Consider the following 18648-nt stretch of genomic DNA (forward strand, 5'->3'; position numbering starts at 1 on the left):
GGGTCGACTCAGGCGACCCGGTACTGCTGTGCGCGGTCGGCCCGGAACTCCAGGCCGTTGCCGGGCCGGTCCACCGGCACCTGGGCGGCCCCGCCGGTGGCCGGCTCGGCGCCGTCGAAGAACATCGGCTCGATACGGACGTGGTCGTGGAACCACTCCAGGTGCCGCAGGTTGGGGACGGCGGCGGCGACCGGGAGGTGCTGGTGCGGCGCGCAGTGGCCGGACACCTCCAGCCCGGCGGCGTCGGCCACGGTGGCCGCGCGGAGGAACCCACTGATGCCGCCGCAGCGGGTGACGTCGACCTGGAGGCAGTCCACGTACGGGGCCATCCGGAAGTAGACCAGGTCGTACCCGTACTCTCCGGCCGCCACGTCCGGTCGGACGTGGTCGCGGACCAGGCCGAGGCCGGGCAGGTCGTCGGAGCTGACCGGTTCCTCGTACCAGCGCACGTCCAGGTCCGCCACGGCGTGCGCCACCCGGATCGCCTGCTTGCGCTGGTACGCGCCGTTGGCGTCGACGTACAGCTCCGCGCCGTCGCCGATGCTGCGCCGGGCCGCCGCCATCCGGGCCAGGTACCGCCCCACCTCCGTGCCGCACGACCCGCCGATCTTGATCTTCACCCGGGGAATGCCCTGCTCGTGCACCCCGTCGGCGAGCTGCCGGTGCTGGCGCTTGGGCAGCAGCTCGCCCCGGGCCTGCCCGTCGCCGTGCTCGCCGGAGAACGAGCCGCCGTAGGAGACGACCAGATCGGCGGCCCGTTCGACGAAGGACCGGAAGTCCCGCACCCCGTCGGCGTCACGCAGCCGGAACGGGATCCGGCTGTGCACGCAGCCCTGCCCGAAGTGCCCGTACACGGAGGCCTGCTGGAGGCCGTGCTCGCGGTAGAGCCGTTGCAGGTCGCGCAGGTAGTCGCCGAGCCGCTCCGGGGCGACCGCCGAGTCCTCCCACCCCGGCCAGGTGTCGTCCGCGCCGGGCACGTGGGCGGTGGCGCCCAGCCCGGAGTCGCGGACCGCCCACATCCGCTGCTCGTCGGCGGGGTCGGCGAACTCGTGCACCCGTGGCCCGCCGTCGCGACGGACGGCAGCGATCAGCCCGTCGGCGGCGGACCGGGCCTGCTCGGGCGTGTCGCCGCCGAGCTGCACCATCAGCCAGGCGCCGCCCTCGGGCAGTTCGTGCAGCGCGTGCGGGTGCAGGCGCTTGAGCCGTTCGAACCTGACCAGCTTGTCGTCGATCCCCTCCAGGACGATCGGCTGGTGCGCCAGGACTCTGGGCACGTCGTCGCCGGCGGCGGCGATGTCCGGGTAGCTGAGGAAGACCATCACGTTGGCCTTGACCCGGGGGATCAGCTTCAGCCGGGCCCGCAGGATGGTGACCAGGGTCCCCTCGGAGCCGACCAGGGCCTGGGCGACGTGGAAGTTCTTCTCCGGCAGCAGGCTGTCCAGGTTGTAGCCGGAGACCCGGCGCGGGATGTCCGGGTAGCGGGTCCGGATGTCGGCCAGGTACTCGTCGCGCAGCGCGCGCAACTGCCGGTAGAGCCGGGCCTTGTCGCCGCCGTCGCGCTGGATGCGGGCGTACTCGTCGTCGCTGGTCTCCCCCACCCACATCCGGGTGCCGTCGTAGAGCAGCACCTCCAGCTCGACGACGTTGTCGACCACCGTCCCGGCGCGCTGCGTGGTGGCGCCGCAGGAGTTGTTGCCGAGCATGCCGCCGAGGGTGCAGTGGTCGTGGGTGGCCAGCCGGGGCCCGTACTCCAGCCCGGTCGAGCTGAGCTGGGCGTTCAGTTCGTCCAGCACGATCCCGGGTTCGACCAGGCAGGTGCGGGCCCGCTCGTCGACCTCCAGCAGCCGGTGGCAGTACTTCGACCAGTCCACCACACGGCGGTGTTGGTGCACTCGCCGGCCAGGCTGGTGCCGCCACCCCGGGAGGTCAGCGGCGCGCCGTGGCGTCGGCACACCGCGACCGCAGCCACCGCCGCGTCGACCGTACGCGGCACGACCACCCCGAGCGGCACCTGCCGGTAGTTGGACGCGTCGGTGGAGTACGCGGCGCGGGAGCCGGTGTCGAAGCGGACCTCGCCGTCCACCTCGGCGCGCAGGTCGGCGGCGAGACCGGCCAGGTCGATCCGGTGGGCCGGTTCGGATGGCCGCCGGACCGGATCGGGCAGTACCCCGGTCACGACCGCAGCTCGTTGATCTTGTCGCGGGCAATGGTGGCCAGGGTCGCCGCCTTGTGCGGCTGGCCGCGCAGGAACGCCTCGGTGAAGTGCTTCGCCTGGTCGTACTTGACCTTGCCGGGCATCGGCGGCTCGTTCGGGTTGACGTCGCAGTCGACCAGCGCCGGGCCGGGGTGCGCGAGGGCCTCCCGGATCGCGCCGGGCACCGACTTCGCGTCGGTGACCTTGACGCCGAAGCTGCCGCAGGCCCGCGCCCAGGCCCCGAAGTCGGCCTCCGGCTGCCGGTGCCGCACCGCGTACTCGGGGTAGCCGAGGACGATCTGCTCCCAGAGGATCTGCCCGTACGAGTTGTTGTTGTTGACCACGACCTTGATCGGCAGTTCGTGTCGTACGGCGGTGAGGAACTCGGCCATCAGCATGGCGAACCCGCCGTCACCGACGTACGCGATCACCTGCCGGCCCGGATACGCGTGCTGCATCGCGATCGCGTACGGCAGGCCGGGCGCCATCGTCGCCAGGTTGCCGGAGAGGAAGAACTCACGGTCGCCGCGGATCGTCCAGTGCCGGGCCGACCAGGTGGCGATGGTGCCCGAGTCACAGGTCAGGATGGCGTCGTCGGCCGCGGCGTCGTCGATGCAGCTCATCAGGTACTGCGGAGCGATCGGCGCCCGCTCCGGGTCCGCCAAGCTGGCCATCTCCGACCGCCAGGCGGCCATCCTGCGCTGGCACGTCTCGAGGAACGACCGGTCCGGGCGACGCGGGAGCAGCGGCAGCAGTTGGCGCAACGCCTGGCGGGCGTCCGCGCAGACCGGTGCGTCGACCGGCAGCCGCATCCCGATCAGGCTGGGATCGACGTCGATCTGCACCACCTTCGCCTGCCCCGGCGCGGGCAGGTACTTCCCGTACGGGAAGGAGGTGCCCACCATCAGCAGGGTGTCGCACTCCTCCATCAGCTCCTCGCTCGGCGCGGTGCCGAGCAGGCCGAGCCCGCCGGTGGTCAGCGGGTGGTCGTCGGGCACCACCTGCTTGCCCGGCAGGGTCTTCACGATCGGGCTGGCCAGGGCCTCGGCCACCGCGAGTACCTCCGCGCGGGCGCCCCGGGCCCCCACCCCGACCAGCATGGCCACCTTCCGGCCCGCCTGGAGCACCTCGGCCGCCTTCGCCAACTCCCGGGGGTCCGGCGGCAGTTGCGGGTACGACAGCACCGCCAGGCTCGTCGGCGGTCGCCCCGGGCTGACGTGCCGGTACGGGTCCTCGGAGGCGAGCGCGACCTGCACGTCGTTGGGGAAGGTCAGGTGGGCCACGGTCCGCCTGCTCAACGCGGTACGGATGGCCAGGTCCACCACCGCCGGCATCTGCTGCGGGTTGGTGACCATCAGGTTGTACGCGGCCACGTCCTGGTAGAGCTGCGTGGTGTGCACCTCCTGCTGGTAGTGCGAGCCGAGCACCGAGGTCTCCTGCATGCCGGTGATCGCCAGCACCGGCACATGGTCGAGTTTGGCGTCGTAGAGCCCGTTGAGCAGGTGGATCGCCCCCGGGCCGGAGGTGGCCACGCAGACGCCGAGGCGGCCGGTGGCCTTGGCGTACCCGGTGGCCATGAAGGCGGCGGCCTCCTCGTGGTGCACCAGCACGAACCGCAACTTCTCCTGTTGTCGACGGAAGCCCTCCATCAGCCCGTTGATGCCGTCCCCGGGCAGACCGAAGACGGTGTCCACACCCCACTCCACCAGCCGTCGGGCCAGGCTCTCGCCCACGATCTCCTGCACGTCGTCCTCCTCGTTTCCTGGTCAGTCCTTCGTCCGTGGGTCCCCACGACGGGATGCGCGCCGTTGCCGGAGGGCCGCCGCGAACAGCGAGACACCCAGTGCGGTGTTGCCCCAGCGGCGCAACGCGGCGCGGACCCGGCCGGGCGGCGGAGATGGCGGCGGGCCGGGCACCCGCGTCTGGTCCACATCGGGGTACGCGAGCCGCGCCGCGTCCACCGCCTCCTGCTCGGTCAGCACGGCCCGGTTACCGAGGACCGCGACACCGGCCTGGTCGTCGCGGTAGCGCCAACGCCACACCTGACCGTCGGGCCAGCGTTCGATCCGCTCTCCCGGCCGGTCCGGCGCCGGCAGTTCCGGCTCGCTCTCCGGGGCACTGTCGTCCGGTTGCCGGGCGGCCCGCAGGTCGGCGCCGGTCAGGTCGCCGAGGCGCGCGGCGTCGCCCCGGCGCAGCGCCCGGGCCAGCAGGAAGGCCAGCGCCCCGGCGAGCACCGGCAGCACCAGCGCCAGCACGCGGAACACATCGAGCACGTCGTACAGCGGCACGCGCAGCAGCCGGGCGATGACGTCGTCGCCGGCCGCGACGACCAGCACTCCGAAGAAGGTCAGGGCCATCACCCCGACCCCCATCCGGACCGGGTGGTCGCGGGGCCGGTCGAGCAGGTGGTGTGCCCGGCGGTCCCCGCCGCACCAGCGTTCCAGGAACGGCCAGGCGTAGAGGGCGAGAAAGGTGACGCCGCCGAGCACCACGCCCGGGAAGAACGGCGCGGGCACCAGGTGACCGGCGACGTGGATCTCCCACGGCGGGAACAGCCGCAACGCCCCGTCGCCCCAGGCGACGTACCAGTCCGGTTGGGCGGGCGAGGTGGCCTGGTCGGGGGCGAACGGCCCGTAGAGCCAGACCGGGTTGATCTGCACCAGACCGCCGAGCGCGAACAGCACCGCCAGCACCCAGGCGAACAGCGCCAGGGAGCGCAGCGTGTAGCTGGGGTAGAGCCGGGAGCCGACCACGTTGTGCTCGGTCCGGCCGGGGCCGGGGAACTGGCTGTGCTTCTGCCGGACGATCATCGCGAGATGCGCGGAGACCAGCGCGACCAGCAGCGCGGGCACCAGCAGCACGTGCGTGACGAACAGCCGCGGGATCATCTCGGCGGAGGGGAACTCGCCGCCGAGGCCGAGGAAGGCCAGCCACGAGCCGACCAGCGGGATCGACTCCACCACCGAGACGATGATCCGCAGGCCGAGGCCGGAGAGCAGGTCGTCGGGCAGGGAGTAGCCGGTGAAGCCGTTCGCCAGGGCCAGCGTCAGCATGGTCACGCCGACCAGCCAGTTCAGCTCCCGAGGCTTGCGGAACGCGCCGGTGAAGAAGATCCGGACTAGGTGCACCAGGATCGCCGCGACGAAGACCAGGGCCGCCCAGTGGTGGGTCTGCCGGATCAGCAGCCCCGCCCGTACGTCCCAACTCAGCCGCACAGTGGAGGCGTACGCGGCGGAGGTCGTGCTGCCGTCCAGCGGGGCGTACGCGCCGTGGTAGACCCGGTCGGCGGAGCTAGGTTCGAAGAACAGGGTCAGGTAGACGCCGGTGAGGATGAGCGCGACGAGGGAGTAGAGGGCGATCTCGCCGAGCATGAACGACCAGTGGTCCGGGAACACCTTCGCCAGTGCCCGGCGGGTCAGCGGGGAGAGTCGCAGCCGGTCGTCGACCGCGCGGGCCAGTCGGTCGACGATCACGGCCGGCTCCAGAAGCCGGCGCCGGGCGGCGCGGTGAAGTCGCCCGTGGCCCGCAGGTGACCGTCCGGGTCGACCTCGACCGGCAGGCCGGGCAGCGAACGGGCGGCGGGTCCGGCTACCGGGGCGGCGTCGGCCAGGAGGTCGAACGACGACTGGTGGCAGGGGCACAGCAGCCGGCCGGTGCCCTTGAGGTAGAGCCGCACCGGGCAGCCGGCGTGGGTGCAGAGCAGCGAGTAGACGACCAGTCCGGCCAGGTGGCCGGCGGCCGGCGGCCGGGTGAACCGCTCCGGTGCCAGCCGGACGGCGAAGGCCGGGGCGTCACCGGCGTCGACGCCGCCCTCGGGGAACACCCCGACCAGCGTCCCGGCCGGCACGTCCTCGGGTCGCAGCGGCTGCCCGCCGCTGGTCAGCAGCCGTACGCCCGGCCCCCACGGGGTGTCCCGGCGGGCCCGCACCGGGTGGCCACGGTCCCAGGGGAGCAGTGACCGGAGCGGGAACAGCGCCGCGACGCCGAGCGCGGTCAGCGCCAGACCCAGCGGGGCGACGAGGCCGCGTCGGCGGATCGGGCTGTCCGGTGCGCTGAGCTCGGCGGCGGTCAACGCCTGCTCGACCGGCGGCGGGGTGAAGCCCTCGTGCTCCTCGACGTACCCGCCGACCGGCGCCAGCCGGCGTCCCCAGATCGCCAGGCCGGTAGCCAGCCCGGCGAACGCCACCGCCAGGCACACCCCCTCCCAGCGGGTCTGCCCACCGAGACCGTAGACGACCGCGAAGCCGATCGCGCCGGCCGCGCTGACCAGGAAGGACAGCGTGATCCGTCGGGTCACTCCGGGCGGCGCCGGCGCCACCGGTGGACGTCGGCTCACTCCCCGGCCCTCCGGCCGAGCCAGCGGGCCGCGGCGACGAGCAGCCCCAGCGTGACGATCCAGGCGACGAGGCCCTCGGCCAGCGGGCCGATCCGGCCGAGCGGGTTCCCGCCCCGGTCCGACCGCTGGCCGCGCAACTGCTGGACGTAGCCGACCAGGTCGTCCACCTGCTGGTCGGTGAAGACCTGGCTGGGGAAGACCGGCATCAGGCCGGGGCCGACGCGGATCGCCTCGGCGACCTGGACCGGCGTCGCGTCGTACAGCGGTGGGGCGATCCAGCCGCTGGTCAGCGGCGCCCCGGCGCCGGCTGCGCCGTGACAGGGGGCGCAGTTCGTGGCGAAGAGTTCCCGCCCGGAGGTGAGGCGGCCCGGGGCGACCCGGGGAATCCCCGGGCCGCCACCGCCGAAGCTGGTCACGTGGTCGACCAGCGCGGCGATCTCGCCGGCCGAGAAGACCGGCTCGCCACGGCGCGGTTGCCGCTGCTCGGACGGGAGGGGCATCCGTCCGGTGGCGACCTGGAAGTCCACCGACGCGGCCCCGACCCCGACGAGCGAGGGGCCGCGCTGGCTGCCCTGACCCTGATCGCCGTGGCAGCTCGCGCAGTTCTGCCGGTACAACGCCTCGCCCCGGTTCCCCCCGCCGGGCGTCACCATGGTCGGACTGCCGCTCGGCGTCACCATGGTCGGGCTGCCGCCCGGCCCGGCGGGGCCGGGTGGCGTGGGCGCCGCGAGGGCTGCCGGTCCGGCGACCAACGCCAGTGCCGCGCCCGCCGCGCCGGCCCGCCACCGCTGGTACGTCCGCTTCCGCATCGCTCACTCCAGGGTGTGCAGGTAGGCGGCGATGTCCCGGGCGTCGATCGCGCTGACCCCCAGGTCCGGCATGGCCGTGCCGGGCTCGACCGCCTGCGGATCGGCGATCCAGTGCTGCAGGTTGTCCGCGTTGTTCACCAGGTTCCCGGCGATGTAGGAGCGGGACCCGAAGTGGGTCAGCGGCGGGCCCACCAGACCGTTGGCCCGGTCGATGCCGGGGATGGTGTGGCAGGAGCCGCAGCCGTACCGGGCGATGAGCGTCGCCCCCCGGTCCGGCTGTCCGCCACGGACCTCGGGCGGCGGAGGCGGGTCGGTGCGCGCGCACCCGGGCACGACCAGCAGCCACGGCAGCGCCACCAGCAGGGTCAGCGGCCCCCGGATCCGGCGGTTCACGACGCCACTCCCTCGGTGGCCGCCCGCCGGCCCCCGCTCTCCGGCGAGGTCACCCGCTCCGGGCGTCGCCGTTGCAGGGCCGACAGCCAGCGCAGGAACGTCGCCAGGGCGGCGATCAGCGCCACGACGTCCATCGGCGCCCACATCAGCAGCCCGGCCAACTGCTGGTCGGCCAGTGGGTCGGCACCGAGCACCGCCACCGGGTAGACCGGCCGGGGCGCGAAGGTGAGCACGGCGCCCAGCGCGGACGCCGGCAGCATGGTGCCGATCAGCAGCAGCATGCCGGTCGGCGCGGGCAGCCGGTGCCGGGGAGCGCCGAGCAGCGGCGCCCAGAGCAGCCAGGCCGACCCGACGAAGCAGGCGTGCTGCACCACGTGCACGACCGGGTGCCGCTCGGCGGCGAGATAGGGCACGGGCAGGTGCCAGAACCAGAGCACGACCGTCTGGAGACCGCCCGCGACCAGCGCCACGACCACCGGGCGACGCAGCCACCGGCCCGGTCCGGTGACCCGCAGCCGGGCCAGCCGACGACGTAGCGCCGCCGGGCAGGCCAGGGTCAGCGGCAGTCCGGCGGCCCCGGCCGCGAGCAGCGGTCCCGCGACGAGCAGCAGCAACATGTGCTGCGTCATGTGCACGGCGAGGCCCCGGGCTGCCAGCGCGGCGATCGGACCGTTCTGGGCGGCGAGCAGGACGAGCAGGCCGGCTCCGAAGGCGACCACCCGCCAGCCCGGCAGGACGTCGCCGACACCTCGCCGGGCCCACAGCTCGTGGACGCCCCGCCCGTAGCCGGCGGCGAGCAGGGCCAGCACGGTCACCAGCAGCATGGCGAGAATGCCGCCGGCCACCTCGTCCGCGCCCGCAGGCCCGGGGGCGGTCAGCGCTGGCATGGCGGTAGCACCAGCAGGGCGACGCCGCCCAGCATGATGATGGTCAGGAAGAGCAGGTTGGACCAGATGCCAACCACGGCGAGCAGCCGGCTGCGCCCCACCGACCGGTCCGCGCCGTCCGGTGGCGGCGGCGAGTCTGCGGTACGCCGCCAGAGCAACGTGGACGCCAGCAGCGCGCCCACCGTGGCCAGCGCCGGCAGCACCACGGCGGCCCCGAGGACGGTACGCAGCGGGACCGCGCCGATCCGCTCGGACCCGCTGGCACAGGTCAACTCGTCGACTCCCCAGCCGGCCAGCAGGTGCACCGCCCAGGCGACCGCGCCGCCGAGCACGGCGTACCAGAGCAGCAGCCCGCCGGCGAGGCGGACCCGGGGTCCGGGATGGGTGCTCATCACAGCCTCGGGGAGAGGTAGATGACGAACAGGATGGCGACCCAGACCACGTCGACGAAGTGCCAGTAGATGGCGGCGTTGCGGACCCGGTCGTGGCGGTGCGCGCCGAAGCTGCCGCCACGTAGGGAGGCGGCCAGCAGCCAGGCGATCATGGTCAGCCCGACCGCCACGTGCAGCCCGTGGAATCCGGTGATGACGTAGAAGAGCGACCCGTAGGCGTCGGTGGTGATGGTGAAGTGGCGCAGCTTGTCCGTGTACTCGGTGGCCTGCATGGCCAGGAACGTCACCCCGAGCAGGAGGGTGGCGGCCAGGCCGGACCGCAGCCGCCAGCGCTGCCCCTTGCGGATGCCGCGCTCGGCCCAGACCATCGGCAGGCTGCTGGGCACCAGCACGGCGGTCATCACCAGCGGGAGCAGCAGCTCCGGCGGCTCGATCCCCGGTGGGGGCCACGGCGCGCCGTACTGGAAGCGCAGGTAGAAGTAGCTGCCGAGCAGGCAGGCGAAGAGGGTGGCCTCGGTGACGACGAACATCACCATCCCCCACCAGCCGGTGGACCGGCCGACCGGCAGTTCGGTGGTCAGCGCCTCGGTGCCGGTGACCGCCGCGATGGTCCTGGTCATCGGCTCGCCCCGACTTCCTGGTCCGGCCGGCGCGGCGGCCAGAGCCAGACCGCGATGGTGCCGGCCACCGCCACGGCGGCCACGGCAGCCAGTGGGTACCAGGCGAACAGCAGCGCGGTGAAGAAGACCAGCATCGCCACGGCGAGCAGCAACGGTTGCAGGGACGCCTCCGGCATCTCCACCGCCCGCTCCCGACGCCCGTCGAGTTCGCTGGTGAGCAGGGTCGTCCGCCCGTCGGCCAGGATCCGGTCCGGGTCGGCGCCCATCGACTCCCGGCTCGGTTCGTCCCAGACCGGGTGCACGCTGTGCACCCGGGGCAGGACCGGGAAGTTGTACGGCTTCGGCGGCGAGTCGGTGGCCCACTCCAGGCTGTCGCCACCCCACGGGTCCGGGCCGGCCGGCCGGCCGCGCCGGATCGCGTGCCCCACGCCGACGAGGACCAGCAGCAGCCCGACCGCCAGCACGTACGCCCCGATGGTGCTGACCAGGTTCCAGCCGTCCCAACCCAGCTCGCCCGGGTAGGTGTAGACCCGTCTCGGCATGCCGAACAGCCCGTAGAGGTGCATCGGGAAGAACGTGCCGTGCATGCCAGCGAACACCAGCCAGAACGCCCACCGGCCGAGCCCCTCGTGGTACATCCGCCCGGTGATCTTCGGCAGCCAGTAGTAGATGCCGGCAAGGATCGGGAAAACCGCCCCACCGAAGAGCACGTAGTGGAAGTGGGCGACCACGAAGTAGGAGTCGGTCACCTGCTGGTCGAAGGCGGTCAGCGCGAACATGGCGCCGGTGAACCCGCCGAGCACGAAGGTCACCACGAACCCGATCACGAACAGCAGTGGCACCCGGAGCACCAGGCGGCCGAGCGCCATGGTGGCAAGCCAGGCGAAGATCTGGATTCCGGACGGGATGGTGATGACCGTGCTCGCCGCGCTGAAGAAGCTGTACGAGAGCTGGGGCAGCCCGGTGGCGAACATGTGGTGCACCCAGACGCCGAACGAGATGATCGCGATGGACACGAGGGCCAGCACGATCAGCGCGTAGCCGACCACGCCCCGCCGGGTGAACGCGGGCAGCACGGCCGAGACGATGCCCAGGGCCGGCATCACGATGATGTACACGTCCGGGTGGCCGAAGATCCAGAACAGGTGCTGCCAGAGCAGCACGTTCCCGCCGGCGTCCGGGTCGAAGAAGTGGGTGCCGAACCGGCGGTCGAGGAAGAGCATCGCGTTGTCGAGGTTCAGCGCGGGCAACGCGAAGATCACCATGAAGGCGGTGACGACGATCGCCCAGACGAACAACGGCACCCGGTTCAGCGACATGCCCGGAGCGCGCAGCTTGAGCGCGGTGACGATGAAGTTGATCGAGCCGGCGGTGGTGGCGATGCCGAGGAACAGCAGCCCCAGACTGTAGACGTCCATGTGCAGGCCCGGGGTGTGCTGCTCGTCGGTCAGCGGCACGTACGCGAACCAGCCCGCGTTCGGGGCCGCCCCGAAGGGCAGGCTCGCCCACATGAACAGTCCGGCGAACAGGAACACCCAGTAGCCGAGCGCGTTCAGCTTGGGGAAGGCCATGTCCCGCGAGCCGATCATGAGCGGGACCAGGAAGTTGCCGAACCCGAAGAGCATCGGGGTGGCGAACAGGAAGATCATCGCCGTGCCGTGCATGGTGAAGAGCTGGTTGTACTCCCCGGGCGAGAGCAGCCGCGACTCCGGCCGGGCGAGCTGGGTACGCATCGCCAGGGCGCTCAGCCCGGCCAGGACGAAGAACAGCCCGGCGGTGACCAGGTAGCGCCGGCCGATCCGCTTGTGGTCCACCGTGGTGAACCAGGAGCGCAGCGAGGGCCGTTCGGCCCAGTGCGCCTCCAGCCGGGCCAGGTCCTCCTGGCTGACGACGGGTGCCGGTGCGGCGGTCGTGGACACTCCTCCCTCCCCTCCGCTCACGTCAACGACTGCAGGTAGGCGACGAGGTCCGGCAGCCGGGCCGCGTCGACCGGTTGCGGCGGCATGCGGTTGCCCGGCTTGACCGTCTGCGAGTTCGCGATCCAACCGCCCAGATGGCCGCCGTCGTTGGGCACCGCTCCCGCCCCGATGCTCCACCGGGAGCCGACGTCGGACAGGTCGGGACCGACCCGGCCGTTCGCGCCGGTGCCCCGGATGGCGTGACAACCGGCGCAGCTGCCCTGCACGAACGCCTGCTGCCCGCGTCGCTGCGCGTCGGTCTGCGGCTGGGGTGCGGGTGCACCGAGTCGGGTCAGCCAGGCGTCGAAGTCGCTGCGGGGCTCGGCCACCACGAGGAACGCCATGTGCGCGTGCTGGGTGCCGCAGTACTCGGCGCACTGGCCCCGGTAGCGGCCGGCCCGCTCGGCGTGCAGCCAGGTCTCCCGTTCCTCCCCGGCGATCAGGTCGGTCTTCGGCATGAGCTGCGGCACCCAGAAGCTGTGCAGCACGTCGGCGGTACGCAGCCGGATCCGCACCTTCTCGCCCACCGGGATGTGCAGCTCGTTGGCGGTGGCCCCGGCGACACCCGGCACCCGCACCTCCCACCACCAGCGGTGGCCGGTGACCTCGATGACGGGTGCCCGGGGGCCCGGACCGTCACCCAGCGCGGCGAGGTCGCGCAGCCCGAGGCTGTAGACCGTCACCAGGATCACCAGCGGCACCCCGGCACCAGCGACCGCGACGAAGCGCAGCGGCTGGCCGTGCCGGACCCGGACCTCTGGTCGGCGGCGGAACACCAACGCCCAGAGCAACACCAGCATGACCTCGGCGAAGACCGCCATGGAGATCCAGAACAGCGCCCACCACAGCCCGGCTACCCGGCCGGCGCCCACCCCCGCCGGGTCGAGTGTGGACGGCGCCTGCCCGGTGCAGCCGGCGGACGCCAGCACGCCACCCAGCGCCACCGGGGTGAGGTGCCGACGCCAGCGCTGCCACCGGGAGCGCGTCGTCGGATCGTCTCTCGTGTCCACCGGCACCAACCCTAGTGACTTCGCACCCTCATATCAGGTTTTAGGTGGATTGGGAAAATTGGCCGCTTTTGGCTGATTAGAGTGGGTGCACAGGTAGGCAGCAGGCGAGCATCGACGGCGCGGACGGGACGAGGATGCGCACTTCCACCGTTGAACTGACCGCAGACTCCGCACGGGGCCGCGCGGCCCGACGTACGACCGCCTGGATCGGCGGTGGCCTCGCCGCCGCGGCCGGACTCGCCGGCGGCCTGCTGGCCCCGACCGATGCCCTCCAGGGCCAGGCGCAACGCCTCATGTACCTGCACGTACCAGCCGCCTGGGTGGCCTACCTGGCGTTCGTCGTCGTGCTCGCGGCCAGCGGTGCGTACCTCGTCCGGGCCGACGCCCGGTGGGACGCCATCGCCCTGGCCGCCACCGAGATCGGCGTGGTCCTCACCGTGCTGACCCTCACCACCGGGGCACTCTGGGGCCACCTGGTCTGGGGGACCTGGTGGGCCTGGGATCCCCGCCTGGTCAGCACCGCTCTGCTGCTCCTGGTGTACGCCGCCGCGCTAGCCCTGCGCCGGGCCCTCGCCGAACGGACCGGTGCACCGTGGCACGGTGACCCGACGGTCGCCCGCCCCGTCGCCGTCCTCGGGATCGGCGGCTTCCTGCTCGTTCCCGTGGTGCACTTCTCGGTGCGCTGGTGGCGCTCGCTGCACCAGCAGGCCACCATCCTCGCCCCCGAACGACCGCCGATCGACCCCCGGATGGCGCTCGCGTTGCTGCTGGCCGTGGCCGCGGCGACCGTCGCCGCCACCTGGGTGCTGGCCCACCGGGTGGTGCGGTCGCAGCGCCGACCCGACCCGGCCCGTGCCCCGCTGCGGGAGCGACGGCCGGTGCCGGCGCGGGTGCGATGATCCGCCGCCCCGGACGCCTGGCGCTGGTCGCGGTACTGCTCGCCACGGGCGGACTGCTGGTGGCCGGCGCGCTGCGCGACACCCTCACCTACTACCGCACCCCGGGCGAGGTGCTGGCCGACCCGGACGCGGCACGGCAGCGGGTCCGCCTCGGCGGCGAGGTCGTCCCGGGGTCGATACGACGCGACGGTGACCTGGTGGTGTTCCGCCTGGCCGACCGGGGCGACGAGGTGACCGTACGACAGCGCGGGGTGCCTCCGGAGACCTTCCGGGAGAGCGAGGACGCGGTCGTCGAGGGCCGGCTCGGCGCCGACGGCGTGTTCGACGCCGACCACGTGGTGGTGCGACACGGCAACGAGTACGGACCCGCCCCGGAGCCGGCCGATGCTCGGTGACTTCGGCACCGCCAGCCTCGCCGCCGGACTCGTCGCCGCTCCCCTCGCCGCGCTGCTCTGGCTCCGGGTGGCGCTGGCCGGAGCGCCGGCCCGGCCCGCCCGGCTGGCCACGGTCGGCGCGCTGCTCGCCGCCGGAGCAGCCTGCGCCGCGCTGGAGGCGGCACTGTTGGCGCCCGACTTCAGCGTGCGGTTCGTCGCCGAGAACGGCGGCCGACACGTACCCACCTACTACGCGGTCACCAGCCTGTGGTCGGCGATGGACGGGTCGCTGCTGCTCTGGCTCCTGGTCCTCGCCGGGTACGGCGCCCTGCTCGCCCGAGGGCGACCGGACCGGCTGCGCGGGTACGCGATGGTGGTGGTCAGCGTGGTCAGCACCGGCTTCTTCGCGCTCTCCACCTTCGCGGCCAACCCCTTCCGGACCGTGGACCCGGTCCCGCTCGACGGGCCGGGCCCGAACCCGCTGCTGCAACAGCACCCGGCCATGGGCGTGCACCCACCGCTGCTGTACGCCGGATACCTCGGCATGCTGGTGCCGTTCGCGCTGGCGTTGGCCGCCCCGCTGGCCGGGCGGGCCGGACGGCGGTGGCTCCGGGTGGCCCGCCCGTGGGCACTGGCCGCCTGGTGCGCGCTGACCGCCGGCATCGTGCTCGGCGCCTGGTGGTCGTACGCGGTGCTGGGCTGGGGCGGCTACTGGGCCTGGGACCCGGTGGAGAACGCCTCCCTGCTGCCCTGGCTGACCACCACGGCCCTCCTGCACACCAGCCTCGCCGGCCGGGCGCGGGAACGCTGGAACCAGGTGCTGGCCTGCGCCGGCTTCCTGCTGGTGCTGCTCGGCACCTTCCTGACCCGCTCCGGCGCGGTGGCCAGCGTGCACGCGTTCACCGAGTCGCCGCTGGGGCCGCTGCTGCTCGGCTTCGTCCTGCTGGCCGTACTGGCCGCCACCGTCCTCACCGGACGCCGCCAACAACCGGGGTCGCTACCCAACGCCGCGCCGCTGTGGTCCCGGCGCACCGCCGTGCTGGTCAACGCCGTCCTGCTGGTCACCGTCACCGCCGTGGTGCTGATCGGCACCGTGCTGCCGCTGCTCACCGAGCCGCTCACCGGCAGCCGGGCCAGCGTCGGGGCCAGCTACTACCAGCGCACGGCGGTGCCGCTGGCCGTGGTGGTGCTGCTGCTGGCCGGGCTGCCACCCGCACTACGCGGCCGGAACCCGGGCGAGGCGCGGCGCCGTCTCGTCCTGCCCGGCGCGGCGGCGCTGGCCACGGTGGCCACCGTCGGCCTGCTCAGCCGGCCCGGTCCCGCGGCGCTCACCGCGTTCGGGGCAGCGGCCTTCGTCCTGACCGGCCTGGTCGCCACGCGCGCCCGGCCCCGGGCCGCCGCGCTGGGGCACGCCGGACTCGCCCTGCTCGCCGTGGGCGTCGCGGCTTCCTCGGCGTACGCGCGGGCCGACGAGCGGACCCTGCGGGTGGGCGAGACGCTGCGGGTGTCCGATGTGTCGGCGCGGCTGACGTCAGTGCAGCGTGCCGCACCTGGCGGCCGGATGACGGTGCGGGCTCGGCTGGCGGTCTCGTCGGGCGACACCACCCGCACGGCCGCCCCGGCGCTGCGGTACGACCCGGCACGGGACACCGTGGTCACCGTCCCGGCAATCGACGAGGGCCTCCGCCGCGACGTCTACCTCACCCTCCTCGCCGTGGCCGAGGACGGCGGCAGTGCGACCGTACGGCTGGCCGTGAACCCGCTCGTCGGTCTGATCTGGGCCGGCGGCGCGGTCGGCACCGCCGGTGGCCTGCTCGCCGTGGCCGGCGTGGCGCGATCCCGTCGGCCACGGCGACCGGAGCCGGTCGCAGCCGGCGCACCGGTGGCGGCGGGAGCACCGGCGTGAGCGCGGGGGTCGGACGGTGGCGGCGGATCCGGCTCGCCCCGGCGGCGGTCCTGCTGCTGGCGGTCGCCCTCGGGCTCGTACTCACCGCCGAACACCGCACCCGCGCAGGCGGCGACGGACCACGACCGGCGGTGGCCGCACCCGCGTTGGCCGGCACCACCCTCACCGGTGAGCGGTTCGACCTGGCGGCGGCACGCGGAGACGTCGTCCTGGTCAACGTCTTCGCGTCGTGGTGCGGCCCCTGCCGGGACGAGCTGCCGCTGCTGGTGGAGACCGCCCGGGACTGGTCACCACGGGGGCTGCGGGTGGTCGGGCTCAACCTGCGCGACGGGCCGGACGCGGTCCGTGCCCTGCTCCGGCAGACGCGGGCCGACGCACTCACCGTGTTGCCCGATCCCGACGGCGTCCGGGCCGTCGAGTGGGGTGTCCGGGGCGTGCCGGAGACCTTCCTGGTGGACCGCGACGGACGCGTCGTCGCGCACCGGAACGGTGTGGTCACCCGACAGTGGCTTCGGGACGAGCTGTCCGCCCTGCTGGGTGCGGCGTGACCCGTCGACGTCCGGTCGTCGCGCTGGGCCTGGCAGTGCTGCTCGCGCTGGCGGTCGCCGGGCTGCTCCGGTCGACCGGGTCGGCGGACCGGGCCGACCCGGTCGCCGACATAGCCGCCGGACTCCGCTGCCCCGCCTGTCAGGGAGAGTCGGTGGCCGACTCGCGATCCCCGATCGCCGCCTCGATGCGCCAGGTGGTCGCCGACCAGGTGGCGCAGGGCCGCAGCCCGGAGGAGATCCGCCGCTGGTTCGTCGCCCGGTACGGCGAGGAGGTCCTCGCTGCGCCGCGCGTACGGGGGCTCGCGCTGTTGCTCTGGGTGGTGCCCGCAGTGACGCTGCTCGGCGTCGGCGCCGCCGCGGCGCGTACCCTGCGACGCCGACCCCCGGACGGCGAACGCCGGCGGCCGGACGGCGCCTCGGCCCCGGTCCGCCGTCGACGACCTCGCCTCGCCTGGTGGCTCACCGCCGCCGGGCTGGTCGCCCTCGTGGCGACGGTGGCCATGGCCGCCGACCGGCTGGTGCCGCCGGCCCCGCAGCGCCCGGCTGCCGACCCGACGGCAGTCACGCTACGGCTGGCCCAGGACCTGGAGAGTCAGCAGCGGTACGACGCCGCCGCGCAGCTGTACCGGGAAGCGCTGCGGGAGCGGCCCGACGACGACGTCCGGCTGCGCCTCGCCTTCGCTCTGCTGCGCTCGTCGGACGCCGCCGGGGCGGAAGAGGCCGCACGGCAGGTCCTCGAACACGCGCCCGACCTGCCCGACGGGCTGCTGGTGCTGGGCCTGGCCCAGCGGACCACCCGGCCGGCGGACGCGCCGACGACGCTGCGGCGCTTCCTCGCCGTCGCGGCGGGGCACCCGGCCGCCACGGAGATCCGTCGGCTGCTCGAACCCCGACCGCGCTCAGCGACGACGCCGGGACCGGGCCAGCAGAAAACCGAGTAGCAGACCGGCGGTCAGCATGGCCACCGCGCGGGGGGTGACCGCGGCGCGGAGCCTGCCCAGACCCGCTCTCGGGTCCACCACGGTTCCGGCCACGTCACCCGCAGCTCCCACCACCACGTCACCCAGCTTGCCGAGGTTCACGTGCCCACCGCTCTCTCGCGCCCACCGTTCCCTCGCGACCGTCACCTTCTCTTGCGCCCGTCGCCGGTCGGTACCCGGTGCGCCGACGACGAAACCCCGCCATGCTGCCGACCACGCCCAGGGTCACCACGGCTAGGGTCTGCGGCATGGTCGTCCCCCGCCTGAGCAAGGCCGAAGCACGTCGGATCGCGGTCCACGCGCAGGCGCTCGACATGCCGCGCCCGACCGACCTCGTCGCCGTCGTCGAGCGCCTCACGCTGCTGCAGATCGACCCCACGGCGGCCATCGCCCCCAGCGCCGACCTCGTGCTGTGGAGCCGGCTCGGCTCGGCGTACGACCCCGCCGACCTGACCAGGGCCGTCGAGACCGAGCGCACGCTCGTCGAGACCGTCGCCTACCTCCGGCCTCCCGGCGACCTGCCCGCCGTGCTCGCCGAGGCCCGCGCCCAGACGCACCCGTCCACCCGAGCGTGGCTGACGGAGAACGAGCCGTTCCGCCGGGACATCCTGGCGCTGCTGGCCACGCGGGGCCCGCTGCTGTCCCGGGACATTCCCGACACGAGCGTCGTGCCCTGGCCGTCGTCGGGCTGGACCAACAACCGGAACGTCACGAAGATGCTCGAGTGCCTGGCGCTGCACGGACACGTCGCGATCTCCGGACGCCGGGGGCGACAGCGCTACTGGGACCTCCCCGAGCGGGTCCACCCCGCCGACCTGCCGAGCCTCGACCTCGACGCGGCCGTCCGCCACCGCGACGAGCGCCGGCTCGCGGCGCTCGGCATCGCCCGGTCCAGCGGCCCCCAGCTACCCGGTGAGTCGCCGTACGTCGGCACCGCCGGCGAGGAGGTCGCCGTCGAGGGGACCCCGGGCACCTGGCGGGTCCACCCGGCGTACCTGGGCCTGCCGTTCGAGGGACGTACCGCGCTGCTATCGCCGTTCGACCGGCTGATCCACGACCGGGTCCGCGCCGAGCAGCTCTTCGACTTCGAGTACGTCCTCGAGATGTACAAGCCCAGGGACCAGCGCCGGTGGGGGTACTACGCCCTGCCCGTCCTCCACGGCGACCAACTCGTCGGCAAGCTGGACGCGACCGCCGACCGCAAGGCCGGCGTCCTCGTCGTCAACGCCGTCCACGAGGACGTGCCGTTCACCCCGGCAATGAGCGCCGGGGTCCGCGCCGAGATCGAGGACCTCGCCGACTGGCTCGGCCTCCGAGTCGCCTGACCCGGTTAGGTTTCCTG

General features: G+C 73.7%; 18 protein-coding genes and 1 pseudogene. 6 read left to right on the top strand and 13 right to left on the bottom strand.

The genetic code is table 11. From position 1 onward, the window contains the following. Positions 1-8: 8 nt before the first annotated feature. The 12 genes and pseudogenes from GA0074692_RS35355 to GA0074692_RS11275 form a co-directional block, all read right to left on the bottom strand. The gene (locus GA0074692_RS35355; protein WP_281199110.1) at positions 9-683 is read right to left on the bottom strand and encodes an enolase C-terminal domain-like protein; all 675 of its coding nucleotides are present in this window, start codon (positions 681-683) and stop codon (positions 9-11) included. After that, positions 672-2176, bottom strand: a pseudogene (locus GA0074692_RS35960) (FAD-binding oxidoreductase); the annotation flags it as partial. The gene GA0074692_RS35355 and the pseudogene GA0074692_RS35960, both read right to left, overlap by 12 nt. Continuing rightward, a complete protein-coding gene (locus GA0074692_RS11235) occupies positions 2173-3939 on the bottom strand; it encodes a thiamine pyrophosphate-binding protein (protein ID WP_091642971.1) in 1767 nt (588 codons plus the stop codon). The pseudogene GA0074692_RS35960 and the gene GA0074692_RS11235, both read right to left, overlap by 4 nt. Before the next feature lie 21 nt (positions 3940-3960). Continuing rightward, positions 3961-5667 carry a cytochrome bc1 complex cytochrome b subunit gene (gene qcrB, locus GA0074692_RS11240; protein ID WP_218106625.1) on the bottom strand — a complete coding sequence of 569 codons (1707 nt, stop codon included), beginning with the start codon at positions 5665-5667 and terminating at the stop codon, positions 3961-3963. Beyond that, positions 5664-6530, bottom strand: a complete 867-nt coding sequence (locus tag GA0074692_RS11245; RefSeq protein WP_176738399.1) for a QcrA and Rieske domain-containing protein — start codon at positions 6528-6530, stop codon at positions 5664-5666. The genes qcrB and GA0074692_RS11245 overlap by 4 nt, the downstream gene beginning before the upstream one ends. Beyond that, the gene (gene qcrC / locus GA0074692_RS11250; protein WP_091642974.1) at positions 6527-7339 is read right to left on the bottom strand and encodes a cytochrome bc1 complex diheme cytochrome c subunit; all 813 of its coding nucleotides are present in this window, start codon (positions 7337-7339) and stop codon (positions 6527-6529) included. Before qcrC ends, GA0074692_RS11245 begins: the two co-directional genes overlap by 4 nt. A gap of 3 nt (positions 7340-7342) precedes the next feature. Next, entirely contained in the window at positions 7343-7732 is a 390-nt protein-coding gene (locus GA0074692_RS11255; RefSeq protein WP_218106626.1) for a c-type cytochrome, read from the bottom strand. Next, positions 7729-8619, bottom strand: a complete 891-nt coding sequence (locus GA0074692_RS11260; RefSeq protein WP_091642977.1) for a cytochrome c oxidase assembly protein — start codon at positions 8617-8619, stop codon at positions 7729-7731. Before GA0074692_RS11260 ends, GA0074692_RS11255 begins: the two co-directional genes overlap by 4 nt. Beyond that, the gene (locus tag GA0074692_RS11265) at positions 8607-9011 is read right to left on the bottom strand and encodes a hypothetical protein (protein WP_091642980.1); all 405 of its coding nucleotides are present in this window, start codon (positions 9009-9011) and stop codon (positions 8607-8609) included. The genes GA0074692_RS11260 and GA0074692_RS11265 overlap by 13 nt, the downstream gene beginning before the upstream one ends. Continuing rightward, entirely contained in the window at positions 9011-9631 is a 621-nt protein-coding gene (locus GA0074692_RS35365) for a cytochrome c oxidase subunit 3 (RefSeq protein WP_218106627.1), read from the bottom strand. Before GA0074692_RS35365 ends, GA0074692_RS11265 begins: the two co-directional genes overlap by 1 nt. Continuing rightward, on the bottom strand, positions 9628-11550 hold the full coding sequence (ctaD, locus tag GA0074692_RS11270; RefSeq protein WP_218106628.1) for a cytochrome c oxidase subunit I: 1923 nt from the start codon (positions 11548-11550) through the stop codon (positions 9628-9630). The genes GA0074692_RS35365 and ctaD overlap by 4 nt, the downstream gene beginning before the upstream one ends. Positions 11551-11567: 17 nt before the next feature. Then, the gene (locus GA0074692_RS11275) at positions 11568-12599 is read right to left on the bottom strand and encodes a cytochrome c oxidase subunit II (protein WP_141725238.1); all 1032 of its coding nucleotides are present in this window, start codon (positions 12597-12599) and stop codon (positions 11568-11570) included. A gap of 134 nt (positions 12600-12733) precedes the next feature. Here GA0074692_RS11275 and ccsA point away from each other — a divergent pair, with 134 nt between their 5' ends. The 5 genes from ccsA to GA0074692_RS11300 are packed head-to-tail and all read left to right on the top strand — an operon-like array spanning position 12734 to position 17267. Next, entirely contained in the window at positions 12734-13498 is a 765-nt protein-coding gene (ccsA, locus tag GA0074692_RS11280; protein ID WP_091642986.1) for a cytochrome c biogenesis protein CcsA, read from the top strand. After that, the gene (locus GA0074692_RS11285) at positions 13495-13893 is read left to right on the top strand and encodes a cytochrome c maturation protein CcmE (protein ID WP_091642990.1); all 399 of its coding nucleotides are present in this window, start codon (positions 13495-13497) and stop codon (positions 13891-13893) included. The genes ccsA and GA0074692_RS11285 overlap by 4 nt, the downstream gene beginning before the upstream one ends. Continuing rightward, on the top strand, positions 13883-15778 hold the full coding sequence (locus GA0074692_RS11290) for a cytochrome c-type biogenesis CcmF C-terminal domain-containing protein (RefSeq protein WP_091642993.1): 1896 nt from the start codon (positions 13883-13885) through the stop codon (positions 15776-15778). Before GA0074692_RS11285 ends, GA0074692_RS11290 begins: the two co-directional genes overlap by 11 nt. Further along, positions 15775-16326, top strand: coding sequence for a TlpA family protein disulfide reductase (locus tag GA0074692_RS11295; RefSeq protein ID WP_176738400.1), 552 nt, complete (start codon positions 15775-15777; stop codon positions 16324-16326). The genes GA0074692_RS11290 and GA0074692_RS11295 overlap by 4 nt, the downstream gene beginning before the upstream one ends. After that, the gene (locus tag GA0074692_RS11300) at positions 16323-17267 is read left to right on the top strand and encodes a cytochrome c-type biogenesis protein CcmH (protein ID WP_176738401.1); all 945 of its coding nucleotides are present in this window, start codon (positions 16323-16325) and stop codon (positions 17265-17267) included. The genes GA0074692_RS11295 and GA0074692_RS11300 overlap by 4 nt, the downstream gene beginning before the upstream one ends. Here GA0074692_RS11300 and GA0074692_RS33925 read toward each other — a convergent pair. After that, positions 17226-17408, bottom strand: coding sequence for a hypothetical protein (locus GA0074692_RS33925; protein WP_141725239.1), 183 nt, complete (start codon positions 17406-17408; stop codon positions 17226-17228). The genes GA0074692_RS11300 and GA0074692_RS33925 overlap by 42 nt on opposite strands. A 146-nt stretch (positions 17409-17554) precedes the next feature. Here GA0074692_RS33925 and GA0074692_RS35965 point away from each other — a divergent pair, with 146 nt between their 5' ends. After that, entirely contained in the window at positions 17555-18631 is a 1077-nt protein-coding gene (locus GA0074692_RS35965) for a DNA glycosylase AlkZ-like family protein (RefSeq protein WP_091643001.1), read from the top strand. Positions 18632-18648 lie beyond the last annotated feature (17 nt).

It is taken from the genome of Micromonospora pallida, from assembly GCF_900090325.1.
In the GTDB taxonomy this organism is placed as follows: Bacteria; Actinomycetota; Actinomycetes; order Mycobacteriales; family Micromonosporaceae; genus Micromonospora; species Micromonospora pallida.